Below are 15,344 nucleotides of genomic sequence, written 5' to 3'. Positions count from 1 at the left end.
GAGCCCCTCACGCGCCCTCCACCAGCGCTCCTGCCAGATAGTCGGCGAAGGCGCGGGCCTTCTGGGTCGGGCGGCGGCCGGCGGGGAAGACGACATGGGCCGTGACGGGGGCGAGGCGGTAGTGACCAAGGATCTCGACCAGCGCGCCTGAGGCGAGTTCCTCCCCGCACATCCAGATGGAGGCGGTGGCGATGCCGAGGCCCGCGCTGGCACAGGCGACAGCGCCAGCGGCGGAGCGGGTGCGCAGGCGTGGATCCACCGGCCGGGTCTCGCTGACGCCGTCGCGGCTCGCAGTCCAGTTCGGCTCGCTGCCATCGCTGGGGCCGCCGATGAGATGATGCCGGTCGAGATCGGCAAGACTGGAAGGCGCGCCGCGGCGGACGAGATAGGAAGGCGCGGCGATGAACAGGCGCCTGGCGGTGGCGAGCCGGCGCGTCACGAAACTCGAATCCGGCTGTTCGCCTAGGCGCAGCGCCATGTCCGCGCCCTCGGCAATGAGGTTCTCCAAGCGGTCGGCCATCATCAGGTCGACCTTGAGCCCGGGATGGCGTTCGAGGAAGACGGGGAGCAGCGGCACGATCTGGCGCACGCCGAAGGTCGCCGGCAGGGCGACGCGCAGCATACCGGACAGCCTGTCGGCCCCGCGCGCCGCGTTCTCGGCCTCCTCGATACCGGCCAGCGCGTCGCGTGCCCGGGTGAGCAGCGCCTCGCCGGCATCGGTGAGCGAAAGCTGGCGCGTGGTGCGCGTGAGCAGCTTGACGCCGAGCCGCTCCTCCAGCGCCGCCACCATGCGGGAGACCGAGGGCTGCGACAGGCCGAATTCGCGCGCCACCTTCGAGAAGCTGCCGGTCTCGACGGTGCGCACGAAGATGGCGAGTTGCTGGAGGCGATCATTCATACGGTGAACGTATATATCATATAGGATCTGCGCCGCTACCCTACCTTACGCGTATGACTTATCTCCTTGGGCAACGCCGCAGCGCGGCGCCTCAACCCAGCAAGGAGAAGGATCATGGACGAACTCAAGGGCAAGGTGGCGATCGTGACAGGCGCTTCGAAGGGCATCGGCGCGGCCATCGCGCGGCAATTCGCTAGGGCCGGCGCCGCCGTGGCGGTGAACTATGCGGCCAGCCGCGAGGGCGCGGACAAGGTGGTCGGCGACATCCTGCGCGAGGGCGGCAAGGCGGTGGCCATTCAGGCCGATGTCAGCAAGAGCGCCGACGTGCAGCGCCTGTTCGCCGAGACCAGCGCGACGCTCGGTGCCCCCGGCATCCTCGTCAACAATGCCGGCGTCTTCAGTTTCGCACCGCTCGACACGGTGACCGAAGCCGATTACCGCCGCCAGTTCGACGTCAACGTGCTCGGCACCCTGCTCGCGACCCAGGAAGCGGCTCGCGCCTTCGGCCAGGGCGGCAGCGTAATCAATCTCTCGACGATCTCCAGCACCAATCCCGTGCCGAATTCGGTGGTCTATTCCGCCTCCAAGGCGGCTGTCGACGCCATTACCAAGGCCCTCGCCAATGAGCTTGCCGGTCGCGGCATCCGCGTCAACGCCATCGCCCCCGGCATGACCGAGACCGAGGGCCTGGCCGCACTGGGCGTCGACGGCGAGGCCGCCAAGTCGATCGGCGCGACCCTGCCGATGGGCCGCATGGGCCGCCCCGACGACATCGCCCACGTCGCCGTGTTCCTGGCCTCCGACCAGTCGGCATGGCTGACGGGCGAGCGCATCACGGCGTCGGGCGGGCAGAGGTAGCCGGGAGCGCGGACTTCCAGTCCGCTCTTGAACCGCCGATATCACCAGGAAGGGCGCAACCGCCGAGGTTCGCGCCCTTTTCTACGCCCGCAACGTTTCAAGAGCGGACTGGAAGTCCGCGCTCCCAGGTCAGAACCACACGTCCGCGATACAGGTACCGTCGCGCGGCAGGTCCTCGAAGCTGTCGAGGCCGTCGAAATGGTCGATGAGGAGGGCGGCCACGGCGTCGGGCTCGGCGAGGCGCAGGTTCACCGCGATGCGGCGCTGGCCCTTGTCATTGGTGCGGGTGGCGCGCCAGTAGCCGACGCAGCCGCAATGCGGGCAGAAATGAAATTCGAGGCTGGGCGTCCCGCGCGCACGCGCATAGGCGCGCGTCTCGCCGGAGACATGGATGTCCTCGTTCTCGTGGCCATAGGCCCAGAGCACGCCGTAACGCCGGCAGGCCGTGCAATTGCAGGCGGTGGCGGACTCCTGCGCGGCATCGCAACGCCAGCGCAATTGGCCGCAGAGGCAGGATCCCTCGATCATGTGTGCCCTTCCCCGGTTTGCACGGCGGAGCTTACAGCATCGGGGCGGGGGCGGGCGAGAGGAGATGGGCGCGACCTGAGCCTCCCCCACGAAGCTGGGGGAGGTGGCCGAACGAAGTGAGGTCGGAGGGGGTGTGGTCAGAATGAGGCACGCGAAACGATGCCATGGGTTGACGGTTCCCGCGCCCTTTCCTGACCACACCCCCTCCGAGCCGGCTTCGCCGGCCCACCTCCCCCAGCTTCGTGGGGGAGGCTCTCGCGCAGCGCCCTTTACCGCTGCCCTTCACAACTCCCCCGCCAGATGCGTCCTGAAGAACGCCACCACCGCCTCGTCGAACGCCTTGTGGAACGCGACGCGGTCAAACCCCGGCGCATCTTCGCAAAGCTCTGGCTCGCCGAAATCACTGGCGGCCTTGGCGAACGCCGCGCTGCAGGGGGCGAGGAAGGCGAAGTGGCCGGAATTCGGTACGATGCGGTAGTCGGGCTTCACCGGCAGATCCCGATTGACGGCGGCGCCACCAGCCGGCGTGACGCCATCGCCACCCCGCTCGGAGGCCCAGAGCTGCACGGGAATCGTCACGTCCTTCAGGCCCGCCGCCGTGAATTGGGCGCCGAGCGCGGGATCGGCGATCACGGCGGCCTTGATGCGCTTGTCATGCACGATCGGCCGGCTCAGCAGCAAACCTTCGCGGATCTGCTCGCACCAGCGGTTGCCGGGATAGGTCGGGCAGTCGCGCAGCACCAGCCGGAGGTCCGGCGTGCCGCCGGCAACGGCAAGGCCGGTATAGCCGCCGCGCGAAAAGCCGAAGACGCCGATGCGGGCGGGGTCGACGCGCCCGGCATCGGGCCAGGCCGCGAGCATATAGTCGACCAGGCGCTTGATGTCGGCGGGCCGCTCGATCATCGAGGCGAGGTCGCCCGGGCGGCGGATCGGCGAGCGGCCGCTGTCGAGGGGATGGTTGATGGCGGCGACGATGAAGCCCGCATCGGCCAGCGCCTCGGCGGTATCGTGATGGCCGCCGAACCAGCCGCCGACGCCATGCGACATCACCACCAGCGGCAGCCCACCGCCCGTGACGGGGCAGTCGCGCACGGCCAACAGGCTGGCGGGACCGAAGCGGATCTCGGTTGGCGCCTGCCCCGGGCAGGGATACCACACCGCGCCTGTCAGGGCCGGCGCTTCACCGGCCGCTGGGATGTCGATGAGCTTGAGCCCGGCGGCACTGGCGGCGGCGGTGGCCAGCAGGAGAGCGAGGGCGGAAAGGGTAAGCCTGGAAAGCAAGGTCATGGGGATCTCCGTGTCGTGACGGAGACGGCTTAGGCGGCGGGGAAAAGGCGCGCGACCTGGAACGTGATCGAGGACTGCAAAATACGCGACGCGAAGCGGGCTGTCTGATTCACATCCCACAACAATGATCGCAGTAAATTTGAAACGGTTGGGCGAGATGGGGGATCGAAGAAAGGGCTCGCCGCCTGCGCCCCCTCGCCCCGTTTACGGGGAGAGGATAGAGGTGAGGGGCCACTCGATGTCAGCAGAATAAAGTTTCCTGACCAAACCAAAATATCCCACCGGTCTGCGTAGGCATGCCTCATGGCTCGTGCCTTTTCGAAATGCCAATCCCGACAGCCTGTGCTGCCCCTCACCTTTATCCTCTCCCCGTAAGAACGGGGCGAGGGGACTTCGAGGGCCCATCTCATTCTTGAATGTCCCATCTCGCCCAACCGGAGGATCAGCACGGCCACGAGGCCCATGAAGGAGCCCCCCTCACGGCACCGGCGCGCTCACGCTGATCGTCCTGTCGAACACATACGCCGCATCGACGATCGCCTTCGCGCCGGCTTCGGTCACCACTTCGCTCCCCAGCGGCAGGCGGGTGGCGGGGTCGAAATAGGCCGTGATGTGGGAGGCGCTGTTCTGCGGCGCGATGTCGAAGCCGAAGGCGAGGGCCGGTTTGTCCTTGTAGGGCTGTTCCCCGAGGCATTGCAGATTGAAGAGCTTGACTGCCGCGACATATTCGGCCGTCGGCCAGGCGCCTGTGAGATCGGGCATCTTCTCCGCCTCGACGGGCTTCCAGCCGTCCGGCTGCTTGCTCCAGGCCTTCTGCCTGTCGAGGACGACGAGATCGATCGTCTGGCCCTTGCCCGTCTTGGTCATGCGGTAGGAGCCCAATGGCACCACCAGCGTGGTGATGGTGCTCACCGGCACCGGCTCGGGCTTCTGCCCCGAGGCCGCCGGCGGCACCACGCTCACCTGCATCTCGATCCGGAACGGCCCGGCCTCGGCCTTGACGGCATTGAGCGCCTTGAAGTCCGACAGGCAATCGGCGGCGGCGGAGGAACCGGCTGCCAGACAAGCGAGGACCGTGATGGCGACCTGCTTCATGCTCTCCCCCGTCGAGATGCGATTCTCGCCGCGCAACATGCCCTATCCCAGCGCGAACTTAACAGCAGATTAGCGACCCGCCGCAATCGTCCAGTTGTAGACGCAGCGGTCGAGGCCGATGGCGATTTCGTGGACGAGGACGTCGTGCTCGACTGGGGCGCCCTTGCGGGCCGGCGCGCGGTAGCGCTGCGGGAAATCCGTGCGCCAGGAGGGGGCAAGGCATTTCAAGAGCAGACTAAACCCGCACGCCCTTCTCCTTCAGAAACCCGCGCAACCAGGCCTCGTCTTGGAACACCTCCGCCTGGAACCCGGCCTGGCGGGCGCCTTCGACGTTCTCAGGCTTGTCGTCGAAGAAGATCGAGCGCGCCGGGTCGAGCCCGGCCTGTTCGGCCACCACCTCGAAGGCGCGCACCGCAGGCTTGCCGTGGCCGATCAGGTGGCTGAGATAGGGCTCGTAGGCGGCAAAGGCCCCGCCCGAGGCGGCCAGCACGAAGTCCCAGTGCTCCTGGTTGGTGTTGGAGAAGATGACGACACGGTTGTGGCGCGCCAGCCCGCCCATCAGCGCCAGCATGGAGGGATCGACGGCGAGATGGCAGCACCAGTCGTCCAGGAAGATCTCCCAGGGCTCGGCATAACCGGCTTCGGCCTGGAGCTGGGCATGGAAATCGCGGATCGGCGCGCCGGTCTCCCAACGGTTCTGCCTGAAAAGCGCGCCGACTTCCGCCATGCCCCAGGCGGGGGCGCAGCGCGAGGCGAGGCGTGTGAACAGCACGGCATTGTCATGCTGCACCACGACGCCGCCGAGATCGAAGACGAGAGCCTGGAAGGGAGAGGACATGGCGGGAATCCGTTGGCCCGCCAGCCTCGGTGGGCAATCGGGAGATTTTAGGGCGAGCCCTCCCCGGGATCGCAGGCATCTCAGCCACAACCATCTTGATGGTTGTGGCGACAACCTGCTCTTCGAACCATTGCGCCAGAGAAAAGATAAGAGGCAGGCAAGGATGCTCGCGGGCGCTAACTTTGGTCGATGAGGGTGGCAGAAACACCGTCATTGCGAGCGAAGCGGTAGGGCGTCGCAAAATCTCGCGCTTAGGTTCCGAAAGAGGCACCAGGGCACTGCAATAGAGAGCCCAATCCTGCTCATAGTTACACGGTCGTCCGGCGCACGCGGTCCAAGTCGTCCCGGCACGTTGAGCTGAATACCAGGAGCGTATCGGGGTCAAGGCTCTTGGACAGCGCCTCCTGCGCGAGTTGTCGGAGTTCGATACTCGGCTTCAGCGAGATTTCGACAATGACTCTGAGCACCTTTTCCGCTCCACCGACGACCTCAGCCGGAGCGAACAGCCTCATGCGGTTGATAAGCCCGATCAGGCGCGGCTCTTCCCCGCCCAGCACGATCTCGTCACGCGTGTAGGCGTTCAGCAGCAGGTTTGACGCGTGCATTACGAAATCAGAATAAACAGCCTCCCGCTTCTCAACCTCACGTGCGATGCGCTGAAGGCGATCCTGGTAGCGCTGGGTGTAGATGGCCGCGACCAGGGATGTGCCGCCGCCCACGATGGTCCCTGAAAGGGCCGAGATCGTACTCAGGAGAGTTGGGTCGATTTGCAAGGTCACCTCTAACAAGTGTTACCCCCTGGACGGGGCCGATTGACAGGTTTCGATCAGGCTGCCGAGGTCGCGCTTAGGGTTGTGCCTCAGAAGCGATCTGCCTGCGCGGATGGATGATTCTGACCGGAAGGGTAATGAAAGAAGCAAGTCGACCGCCGATCACCGTTGATTTTTCGGCACGGAGTCTTTGCCGGCCGCTGTATCATCCTGCAAAACACGCTCCAGCTCTGGAGCAACGTTGGCAAGCTGTGCGAACTTGCCATGGTTTAGGGGGTCATTTCCCTTCAAGGTCGTCAGATCGATCACGATCGCCCCTAACGCCGCCAACTCCTGCACATTGCTGTCGGCCCCGAGCCTGGGTCTGTCGCCCGCAATGAACCTTGAAAACTGCAAGGCCTGATCGTCCTTCGAGACAACGATGAAGAAGGGCTTGCGGAGCCGTCCAATGCGTTTCATCTCAGACTTGAACACGTCGAGGTCGATGTCTGGCGCCGCCAAGATGATAGCTCCAACCTTATTGGCTCCCCTCGTATCGCCCGATATCTTGATTTGCCGAATGGCCTCCACCGTCACCCAATTGCCCATCGAATGGGCGACGATGTTGATCTCGTCAGCGTCACTGGCAGCAATGAGGCGGAGGGTATGTTCCAGGTCATCCCGCGCCACCGTCGCACTGTTTGTGTCGTAGACATAGCCAGTGAGGCTCCCCTGCGACGACCAAGTAAACAGCACGGGAACTGCGGGCGAATTCGAGTCCTCGATGATTTGCGAGAAGCGATAGAGCCCCTCGGCAAACATCGTGTTGTAGCCGTGAATGAACACCAGCACTTTGCGTTTGCCGGGCGGCTGCGCGTCCAACCTGGCATTTAGCGTGCGGATGAAGGCCTTCTCGCCGTCGATATAGGCAGCCTTTCGCACGACAAAATCGGACTGGGGATTACCATGGGGAGACGAGGGCCATTCGACTTGCCCGCTTACATGCTTGGGTGGGACGGAAACGGTAACGGTGGCATAATCGAGCGCCCCTGATCGATCGCCATTGAACAGCGTGCCTGGCCTGGAATCGCGCTCGCGGGTCGTTGCGATCAGAAGCGTATGCTCGCTCGCGCCCGTGGCAGACCCTGAAACCGGGCGCAGAAACCCACTTTCCGGGCGGGAGGCGCAGCCGCTAAGCAACGCCGCCGCGACTACAAGTGAGCAGGCCAGGAGACGCCGAAGCGCACTGGAGGACCCGGCTTCCGGTCTTGACTTTCCCCTGCGCACAGCGTCACTCACCCCCGTCAGATGCTTAATGCCGTGATTGGCGGGGCGAGTCGCGGGCGGCGGTGTGCCACCTGCGACAAGCGACCCCAACAGGCCTGGAAACGGGCCTTCGCGAGCGGCGTTGATGTACATGGCCATCTCCAAGAAGTGGCGCTCGGTGAAAGCCATTCGGGTCATAGGCTGACCGTGGCGGCATGCCCGAGATCGACGCTTTCGCCTGCCGTCACCCTGGGTCGCTCGATGCGGAACCACGTCACGTAGAGCGCCGGAAGGAAGATCAGCGTCAGAAGCGTTGCAACCGCCAAGCCGCCCATGATCGCGTAAGCCATCGGGCCCCAGAAGATGGTGGATGCGATCGGGATCATACCGAGGATGGCAGCAGCGGCGGTCAGCAGGATCGGGCGGAACCGGTGCGTGGTGGCCTCAACGACCGCATCCCAAGGATGTCGGCCGTGCGCCTTCTCCTTTTCGATCTGATCGATCAGGATCACCGAATTGCGCGCGATCATGCCTGTCAGCGCGAGCACGCCGAGGAGTGCGACGAAGCCGAGGGGCTTGTCCGCCAGCAGGAGCGCCGCGACGACCCCGACAAGGCCGAGCGGGGCCACGCTGATCACCAGGAACAGGCGATTGAAGCTCTGAAGCTGGATCATCAGCACCGTCAGGATCAGGATGAGCATCAACGGCAGGACCGCTGCGACGGACACCTGCGCCTTGCTGCTCTCCTCGACCGTTCCCCCGAGTGCGATATGGTAACCGCTCGGCAGGCTCGCATTCAGGGCCTCAAACTTCGGCGCCAAAGCCTGGACGACGGTCGCGGTCTGAATGCCGGGCGCGACATCGGCTTGCACCGTCACGGTCGGTGATCGGTCTCGTCGCCAGATCATGGGATACTCCTGGCCGTATTCCACGGATGCAATCTGGCTCAGCGGAACGGTCTGCCCATTCGGCAACGGCACCTGAAGCGCACGGATCGTCGAGAGCGACATGCGCTCCTCAGCCGAGGCCCGCACGACCACATCAACGAGATAGGTGCCGCTGCGCATCTGGGTTGACGTGATGCCGGACACGACCGCGTTCAGGGTCTGAGCAAGATTCTCCGAGCTCAGGCCGAGGAGCCTCGCCTGGTCTTGATCGACGCGAACGCGCAACGTTCGTGCCGGCTCCATCCAGTTGTAGTTGACGTTGCGGGCATTCGGGTCATCACTCAGGATCTTCGCGACATTGAAGGCGATGTCGCGCACTTGCTCGGGATCGACGCCGGTCACCCGGTATTGCAACGGCCAACCGACAGGCGGCCCGAGTTCGAGCGGATAGACCCGCCCGACGGCATTCGGAAACTGCGTGGCCAGTGCCTGCTCCAGCTTGGCCTTGACGCGCTCGCGCTGCTCCAGTCCCTTGGTGACAACCACGAGCTGGGCGAAAGAGTCGTTGGGAAGCTGGACGTTCAGTGGCAGGTAGAAGCGAACGGCGCCCTGGCCGACATTCGTGCTCCAATGGTCCACGTCCTGATCACCCGCCAGGAGTTGGTCGACCCGGGTCGAGATATCGCGCGTTGCGTTCATCGACGCGTTCTGCGGCAACTGCAGATCGACCAGCAGTTCGGGGCGGTCCGAGGGCGGGAAGAATTGTTGCGGAACCAGACGCATCCCATAGACCGCAGCGCCAAACAGGCAGAGTGTCGCGATCAGCGTCACCCAGCGCGCCCGCATCGCCAGTATCAGGAAGCTGCGGAAACAACGCATGATCGGTCCAGGCTCGCCGGAGTGCGCCGCCTTGGGCTTTTTCAAGATCCAGACACCGAGCAACGGGGCGAACAGCACCGCCACAACCCAGGACACGAGCAGCGCGATCGCAACGACGGCGAAGATCGAGAAGGTGTACTCGCCAGCAGCGCTGGCCGCGAACCCGATCGGCACGAAACCCGCCACCGTGACCAATGTGCCGGTGAGCATCGGGAAGGCGGTCGAGGAGTAGGCAAACGTTGCCGCTTTCTCTTTTTCTTCGCCATGCTCCAGATGTGTGACCATCGTCTCGACGGTAATCATCGCATCATCGACCAGCAGGCCGAGGGCGATGATGAGGGCGCCCAGCGAGATCCGCTGAAGGTCGATCCCGAGGAATCCCATCGCCACGAACACCGCGGCGAGCACGAGCGGGATCGAGAGCGCCACCACCGCGCCGGCGCGCAGGCCGAGGCTGAGCAGGCTGACACCGAGCACGATGGCGACGGATTCCCACAGGGCCTCCATGAAGTCGTCCACGGCATGCTCCACGGTCACCGGCTGGTCGGCGACGAGCGTCGGCTCGATCCCGACCGGCAGGTTCGCCTTGATCTCGGCCATGGCGTGCCCGACATTGCGCCCCAGCGCCAGAACGTCACCGCCCTTGCGCATGGCGATCGACAGCCCGATGCCCTGGCGTCCATTGACGCGGAACATCGGCTGCGCCGGGTCGGCCGGCCCGCGGACGACATGCGCGATGTCACCGAGGCGAATGATGCGGCCGTTCTTCGCGACGAAATTGACGGCGAGCACATCCTGCTCGGATTGGAAGGCACCCGAGACGCGGACGAGGATTTTCTCGTCCTCGGTCTGCACGACGCCCGGGGGTGCGACAGCGTTCTGGGCCTGCAACGCGGTGATGAGTGCGGAGCGGTCGATCCCGAGGCCCGCCAGCTGCTTGTCTGAGAATTCGACATACACACGCTCGTCCTGCGCACCGAGTAGGTCGATCTTGGAGATGTCCGGAAGCTGCAGAAGGCGCTTGCGGACATCGACGACGTAGTCCCGCAATTCCCGATCCGTGAAGCCGTCCGTGGTAAAGCCGTAGACGATGCCGTAAGTATCGCCGAACTCGTCGTTGAAGCCGGGGCCGACGATTCCCTGCGGCAGCGTGCTCCGGATGTCGCCCACCTTCTTGCGCACCTGGTACCAAATGTTCGCCACCTGAGCCGGAGGCGTCGAGTCCTTCAGGTTGACGAAGATCGTCGTCTGGCCTGGGGTCGTGTAGCTCTTCAGGTAATCGAGACCTGGTGTTTCCTGCAGCTTGCTTTCAAGGCGGTCGGTGACTTGCTCGATCGTATCGGCGACCGTGGCGCCCGGCCATGCGGCCTGCACCACCATTGTCTTGACCGTGAAGTCCGGATCTTCACTCCGGCCGAGCCGGAGGTAGGACCAGACGCCCGCAACGGCGATGATGAGCATGAAGTAGGTGACGAGCGACCGGTGCCGGAGCGCCCATTCGGAGAGGTTGAAGCGCATCACACACCCCCTCCCAGCACACGGACTTTCTGGTCCGGATGCAGCGTCTGCACGCCTGCGGTGACTACAGTCTCCCCGGCGTCCAGACCCTGCGAAACAATGACGCCGGCCGGATCATATCGTGAGACATCGACGTTGCGCAGCGACACGGTCTGGCTCTTTGGGTCGACGACCCACACGGCCGGGCGGCCGTCTGACCTGGTGAGCGCGCTCGGCGGAACCTGAAGACCGGAAGGGGTGGCCAGTTTGATGCTGCCGGTGACAGTGGAACCCAGCTGCATCTCCTGGGGAGGATCGATGATTCCAACCTTGACCTGGAACGTTCTTGTGGTGGCATCTGCCTGCGGCGAGACCTCCCGCACACGGCCTGTTGCCCGCACGGACGGATCGTTGGTCAACACGATCTGCACCACGGGATCGCGCGGGCTCGTGCGGATGAGCTGTTCCGAAACATCGAATACCGCATCGCGTCCGCCCTGACGCGCAACGTTCACGATCGACTGTCCGGCGCGGATGACCTCGCCCGGCTCGGCCCCAGTTGCGGTTACCACGCCGGGGGCATCTGCGATCAGGTCGGTGTAATTCACTTGATCTTGCGCGATGGCCACCTGGGCATGGGCGGCGTCCACCTGGGCCTCGGCGCTGAGAAGCGATTGCTGAGCCTCGTCGAATTTTGCACGCTGGGTCCAGCCGCCAGCTAGAAGCTGTTGCTGCCGATCGAAAGTCAGGCGGGCCTGCGTCAGCGCCGCCTCGGCCGCGGCCAGACTCGCTTGCGCCGCGCGCAGCGAGTTCTGCTGGTTTTGCGGGTCGAGTTGAGCGACGATCTCGCCCGCCTTGAGGACGTCGCCGACATTGACAAGCCGCTTGACCATGCGTCCGTCGAGGCGGAAGGCGAGGCTGACCTGGTCTTTGGGGCGAACCTGGCCCGTCAACGCCAGGGTCTCGCCCTGCGCACCGGGCTCCGCAGCGACCGTCCGGACCGGTCTTACCTGGGCTGTGGGGGCCTCTTTACTGTCGCAGCCCGTGAGAGCCGTGGCGAGCAGGGTGGCCATTAAGATCTGAAACTTGCACACTGGCACTGCCTTTCGTAGTGGGCTGATGGAGGTTCGGCTTGCTGGAGCCGGCGCGACGATAAAACGGGCGCCAGTGCATCTGGCCCTTGATATGCACTGCACAGTGCAGTATATTCATATGCACTGTAGAGTGCAATAAGGAATTCGTATGGAAACTCGCAACGATTCAAAAGAGGGCGTCCCGGCTGCGCGGCGCGGCGGGTCGCGGGAGGCCATCGTCAAGGCGGCCGAGCAGCTGTTCCTGAAACGAGGCTTTGGTTCTGTCAGCATGGACGAACTGGCCGTGGCCGCGGGCGTGGCCCGACGCACGCTCTACAACCAGTTCTCAAGCAAGGAGGAGATCTTTCGGGAGATGCTCGTCAGGGTGTCGGGTCAGCTCGAGGACGCATTTCCGTCCGGCGTCGAAACCCAAGGCGATGTCGAGGACGTGCTGCGTTTGGTCGCGCGCATGATTCTAGAGCTTCACGAGCAGCCGGAATATCTCGGCTTCCTTCGCATGGTCGTGGCCGACTCCCGTCAGTTTCCGTGGATCGCCGAGGAGTTTGCCACGGTCATGGACCCCCAAACCGAGCGGCTCGTGCGCTATCTCGCCCATCTGACTGGGCTGGGTATCCTGGACTGCCGCAATCCGATCCTTGCAGCTCACCAATTCATGGGGATGCTCAACGAACTATCTCTGTGGCCCTGGATGATGGGCCGCGAGGGCCTACCCGTCTCGGCCGAGGACGCAGTTGAAGAGACGATCCTGATGTTTCTGCAACGCTACAGATGCTCGTGATCCACAGCGCACGGTGGTGCAGTGAATTCCTCTCTGCGCCCGGAGATTTAGCGATTCCTTCGTTGTTGGAAACTGCCCAGGTCACCTTGCTTGATTAGGCATCCGGTAACTGCCCAGGTACCCTCAATTTGGGTAAGAAGACATGCCTCTCTGCCAATGACGAGTTCCGTCGACTCGTATTTGTTCTTGATGCGATTCACCTGCGTTCTCGCTGACGTGTCCTGCGAGCATATTTGGGCGCCAAAAAATGAGGGAGTACCTGGGCAGTTACGCAGGGCGAAGCAATCCAGGGGCCAAAGGGCAGTGTCCGCGGCTCCTGGATTGCTTCGCTGGCGCTCGCAATGACGGCTGTGCCTCCGCTCCTGGGCTGCAAAGTTAGCGCTCATGAGCAGGGATGCCAGCGATCCCCGTAAGGCATGCCGCCTGCCCCAGAGCAAAGCGCGTTCAAGCGTAAACGCTGCTTTGCTCTCACTCTTTGGTTCGACGCGTCTTTACGATTCTTGCCGAATCCGGCAAATCGCAAAACGCTTTAGCTCAATTCCCGAGCCGTCCCTCGAGGTCGGCGAAGGACACCATCACGTGCTCGCGATAGGGCGCGCGCTCCTGCAGGCTTGCATACCAAGCCTCGACATTCGGCACGCGCGGGCGGGGGATGTCCAGGCCGTAATAGCGGTAGAGCGTGGTGCCCACGGTGATGTCGGCGAGGCTGAGCTGATCGCCGAGCATGTAGGCCCGCCCCTCCAGCCAGCGGTCGAGCAGCTGGAAATGAGCCGTGCATTTGTCGATGCCGCGCTGGATCGTCGCCCCATCGCGCCGCTGTGGCGGCGTGCGGTAGAAGCCCCAGAAGATGTCGTTGAGGAAGGCGGGCTGCAGCACGGTCTGCAGCCAGTCCATCCAGCACTCCGCCTCGGCGCGCGCCGCCGGATCCTCCGCCCAGAAGCGCCCGGCGCCGTAGCGGGCGGCGAGGTAGCGCAGGATCGTATGCGATTCCCATATGACGGCACCGCCATCGTCGATCACCGGCACGCGGCCATGCGGGTTCATCGCCAGGAATTGCGGCGTATCCAGCCCACCGAAATTGCCGCCGGCGGGGATATGCTCATGGACAAGGCCGAGCTCGCCCACCAGCCACATCACCTTCTGCACATTGAAGGAATTCCGCCGTCCCCAGATTCTCAGCATGATGGGTTATTCCCGGGAGCGCGGACATCTCAGCGACATGCCTTCATGTCGCGATGTCCGCTCCTGCCGTATCGTAGAATGATTCGCCTTCCAGAAGCAGGATGAAGCTTCTCGAGCCAGGAACGATGCTGCTACGCAACCGCGCCGCCTGGTCTGCGATCGTTATCGCTTCAAGAGCGGACATCGCGACATGAAGGCATGTCGCTGAGAAGTCCGCGCTCCCAGCTCAATACGGGTTCACCACCTGGGCATCCGCAATGCGCGCGGCCGAGCCGAAGTCGAGATTGTAGACGTCGGGGCGGAAATGGGCCGTGCCGTCCGGGGTGACATAGGCGGTCATGTAGACCCAGTGCACGGGCACGCGGTCGGGGATCGGCTGGTCCTTGCGCTCGCCGGTCGCCACTTCCTGGGTGACGCGCCTGGCGTCCCAGCCATCGCCCAGCAGCCAGGCGGCGAGGTCGTTCACGCCCTGCACGCGCACGCAGCCATGCGAGAAGAAGCGGTCGACCGAGCCAAACAGCTTCTTGGTGGGCGTGTCATGCATGTAGACCGAGTCCGGATTCGGCATCTGGATGCGCAGCTGGCCGAGGGCATTGCCCATGCCGTTGGCCTGCCGCACGATATAGTTGGCGGCCTTCGGGCTCGACCAGTCGATCGACTTCGGATCGATCGTCTTGCCGGAACCATCCATCACCGACATGTTCTGCCGGGCGAGATAGGACGAGTCCTTCAGCATGTGCGGCGCAATCTCCTTCTTGATGATGGATTGCGGCACGGTCCAGGTGGGGTTGAAGTTGATGGCGCTGATGGTGGCGTCCACCTCCGGAGAGGGGTTCTGCGGCCGGCCGACCACGGCGAAGTAGCGGCGCACGACCTGGCCGTTCTCGATCGCCTCGACCTGGGCGCTCGGGATGTTCACCACCACGTAGCGGCGGTTGAAGTCGATGAAGCGGGCGCCGACGCGCTCCATGTTGTGGCCGATCTGGATCAGGCGCTGCTGCACCGGCACGGCCATCTGGGCATGGGTACGGTCATCGATCTTGCCGGTGGGCTGCAGGCCGTAGCGCATCTGGAAATGGCCGACGGCGGTGGTGAGGCCGGCATCCCATTTCGGATTGTCGCGCTGATAGTCGGGCAGGTCCTTCTCCATCACCAGGCGCTGGCGCAAGGCGAGCACGGCATCGCCCGAGGCGCCGGCGCCAAGGCCGACGGGGGGAGCAGCCGGGAAGCCGCCATTCTGGGCGATCTTGGCATAATACTGCGCGAGGCCGTTGAGACGGTCGAGCGAGCCGGCGTCGAAGGTGGGGATCGAGGACCAGGGCGTCGCCGGAATGGCGACCGGGGTGGAGGCGGCGTAGGACGGCCCGGCCTTCACCACCTTCTTGGCGACCTTGGGCTTGGCCGGCACGGCGGGAGCCGGGTTGGCGCCGTCGGCGGTGGCGGGCGCAGCCGGAGCGGCGGCATCGGGAGCGGTGCTCGCCGCGTCGGGCACGGCCGGAGCCGGCGTC

13 protein-coding genes and 1 pseudogene are annotated in these 15,344 nt (G+C 64.5%); 2 read left to right on the top strand and 12 right to left on the bottom strand.

The window, feature by feature from the left end; genetic code table 11:
• Positions 1 to 7: 7 nt before the first annotated feature.
• A complete protein-coding gene (locus QQL24_RS27845; RefSeq protein ID WP_284315566.1) occupies positions 8 to 898 on the bottom strand; it encodes a LysR family transcriptional regulator in 891 nt (296 codons plus the stop codon).
• Between the two features lie 114 nt (positions 899 to 1,012).
• Between QQL24_RS27845 and QQL24_RS27840 the strand changes: the two genes are divergently transcribed.
• Positions 1,013 to 1,756, top strand: coding sequence for an SDR family NAD(P)-dependent oxidoreductase (locus QQL24_RS27840; protein WP_284315565.1), 744 nt, complete (start codon positions 1,013 to 1,015; stop codon positions 1,754 to 1,756).
• Between the two features lie 129 nt (positions 1,757 to 1,885).
• Here the strand turns inward: QQL24_RS27840 and QQL24_RS27835 are convergent, their stop codons facing one another.
• The 9 genes and pseudogenes from QQL24_RS27835 to QQL24_RS27795 form a co-directional block, all read right to left on the bottom strand.
• Positions 1,886 to 2,284 (bottom strand): GFA family protein, encoded by a 399-nt coding sequence (locus tag QQL24_RS27835; RefSeq protein WP_284315564.1) that lies wholly within the window; start codon positions 2,282 to 2,284, stop codon positions 1,886 to 1,888.
• A gap of 282 nt (positions 2,285 to 2,566) precedes the next feature.
• Positions 2,567 to 3,571: an alpha/beta hydrolase family protein gene (locus QQL24_RS27830; protein WP_284315563.1), complete on the bottom strand. Its 1,005-nt coding sequence runs from the start codon at positions 3,569 to 3,571 to the stop codon at positions 2,567 to 2,569.
• Between the two features lie 477 nt (positions 3,572 to 4,048).
• Entirely contained in the window at positions 4,049 to 4,705 is a 657-nt protein-coding gene (locus tag QQL24_RS27825; RefSeq protein WP_284315562.1) for a hypothetical protein, read from the bottom strand.
• Positions 4,706 to 4,735: 30 nt separating this feature from the next.
• Positions 4,736 to 4,876 (bottom strand): annotated as a pseudogene (locus tag QQL24_RS27820) (aminoacyl--tRNA ligase-related protein); the annotation flags it as partial.
• Between the two features lie 25 nt (positions 4,877 to 4,901).
• Complete coding sequence (locus tag QQL24_RS27815; protein WP_284315561.1) at positions 4,902 to 5,504, bottom strand: HAD family hydrolase; 603 nt, start codon at positions 5,502 to 5,504, stop codon at positions 4,902 to 4,904.
• 308 nt (positions 5,505 to 5,812) lie between these two features.
• Positions 5,813 to 6,292 (bottom strand): hypothetical protein, encoded by a 480-nt coding sequence (locus tag QQL24_RS27810; protein WP_284315560.1) that lies wholly within the window; start codon positions 6,290 to 6,292, stop codon positions 5,813 to 5,815.
• Positions 6,293 to 6,436: 144 nt separating this feature from the next.
• Positions 6,437 to 7,672 (bottom strand): alpha/beta hydrolase, encoded by a 1,236-nt coding sequence (locus tag QQL24_RS27805; RefSeq protein ID WP_284315559.1) that lies wholly within the window; start codon positions 7,670 to 7,672, stop codon positions 6,437 to 6,439.
• A 41-nt stretch (positions 7,673 to 7,713) separates the two neighbouring features.
• On the bottom strand, positions 7,714 to 10,803 hold the full coding sequence (locus QQL24_RS27800) for an efflux RND transporter permease subunit (RefSeq protein WP_284315558.1): 3,090 nt from the start codon (positions 10,801 to 10,803) through the stop codon (positions 7,714 to 7,716).
• Positions 10,803 to 11,855: an efflux RND transporter periplasmic adaptor subunit gene (locus QQL24_RS27795; RefSeq protein ID WP_284315557.1), complete on the bottom strand. Its 1,053-nt coding sequence runs from the start codon at positions 11,853 to 11,855 to the stop codon at positions 10,803 to 10,805. The genes QQL24_RS27800 and QQL24_RS27795 overlap by 1 nt, the downstream gene beginning before the upstream one ends.
• 169 nt (positions 11,856 to 12,024) lie before the next feature.
• On the opposite strand from QQL24_RS27795, the gene QQL24_RS27790 reads away from it, so the two are divergent.
• A complete protein-coding gene (locus tag QQL24_RS27790; protein ID WP_284315556.1) occupies positions 12,025 to 12,654 on the top strand; it encodes a TetR/AcrR family transcriptional regulator in 630 nt (209 codons plus the stop codon).
• A gap of 534 nt (positions 12,655 to 13,188) precedes the next feature.
• On the opposite strand, the gene QQL24_RS27785 is transcribed toward QQL24_RS27790, so the two are convergent.
• Positions 13,189 to 13,836 carry a glutathione S-transferase family protein gene (locus QQL24_RS27785; protein WP_284315555.1) on the bottom strand — a complete coding sequence of 216 codons (648 nt, stop codon included), beginning with the start codon at positions 13,834 to 13,836 and terminating at the stop codon, positions 13,189 to 13,191.
• A 226-nt stretch (positions 13,837 to 14,062) separates the two neighbouring features.
• On the bottom strand, positions 14,063 to 15,344 hold a 1,282-nt coding region (locus QQL24_RS27780; protein WP_284315554.1), incomplete at its 5' end, for a L,D-transpeptidase family protein.

The organism is Labrys miyagiensis (assembly GCF_030160835.1).
Classification (GTDB): Bacteria; Pseudomonadota; Alphaproteobacteria; order Rhizobiales; family Labraceae; genus Labrys; species Labrys miyagiensis.
The sequence above is the reverse complement of the archived record's forward strand: the minus strand, read 5'-3'. Positions and strand labels throughout refer to the sequence as shown.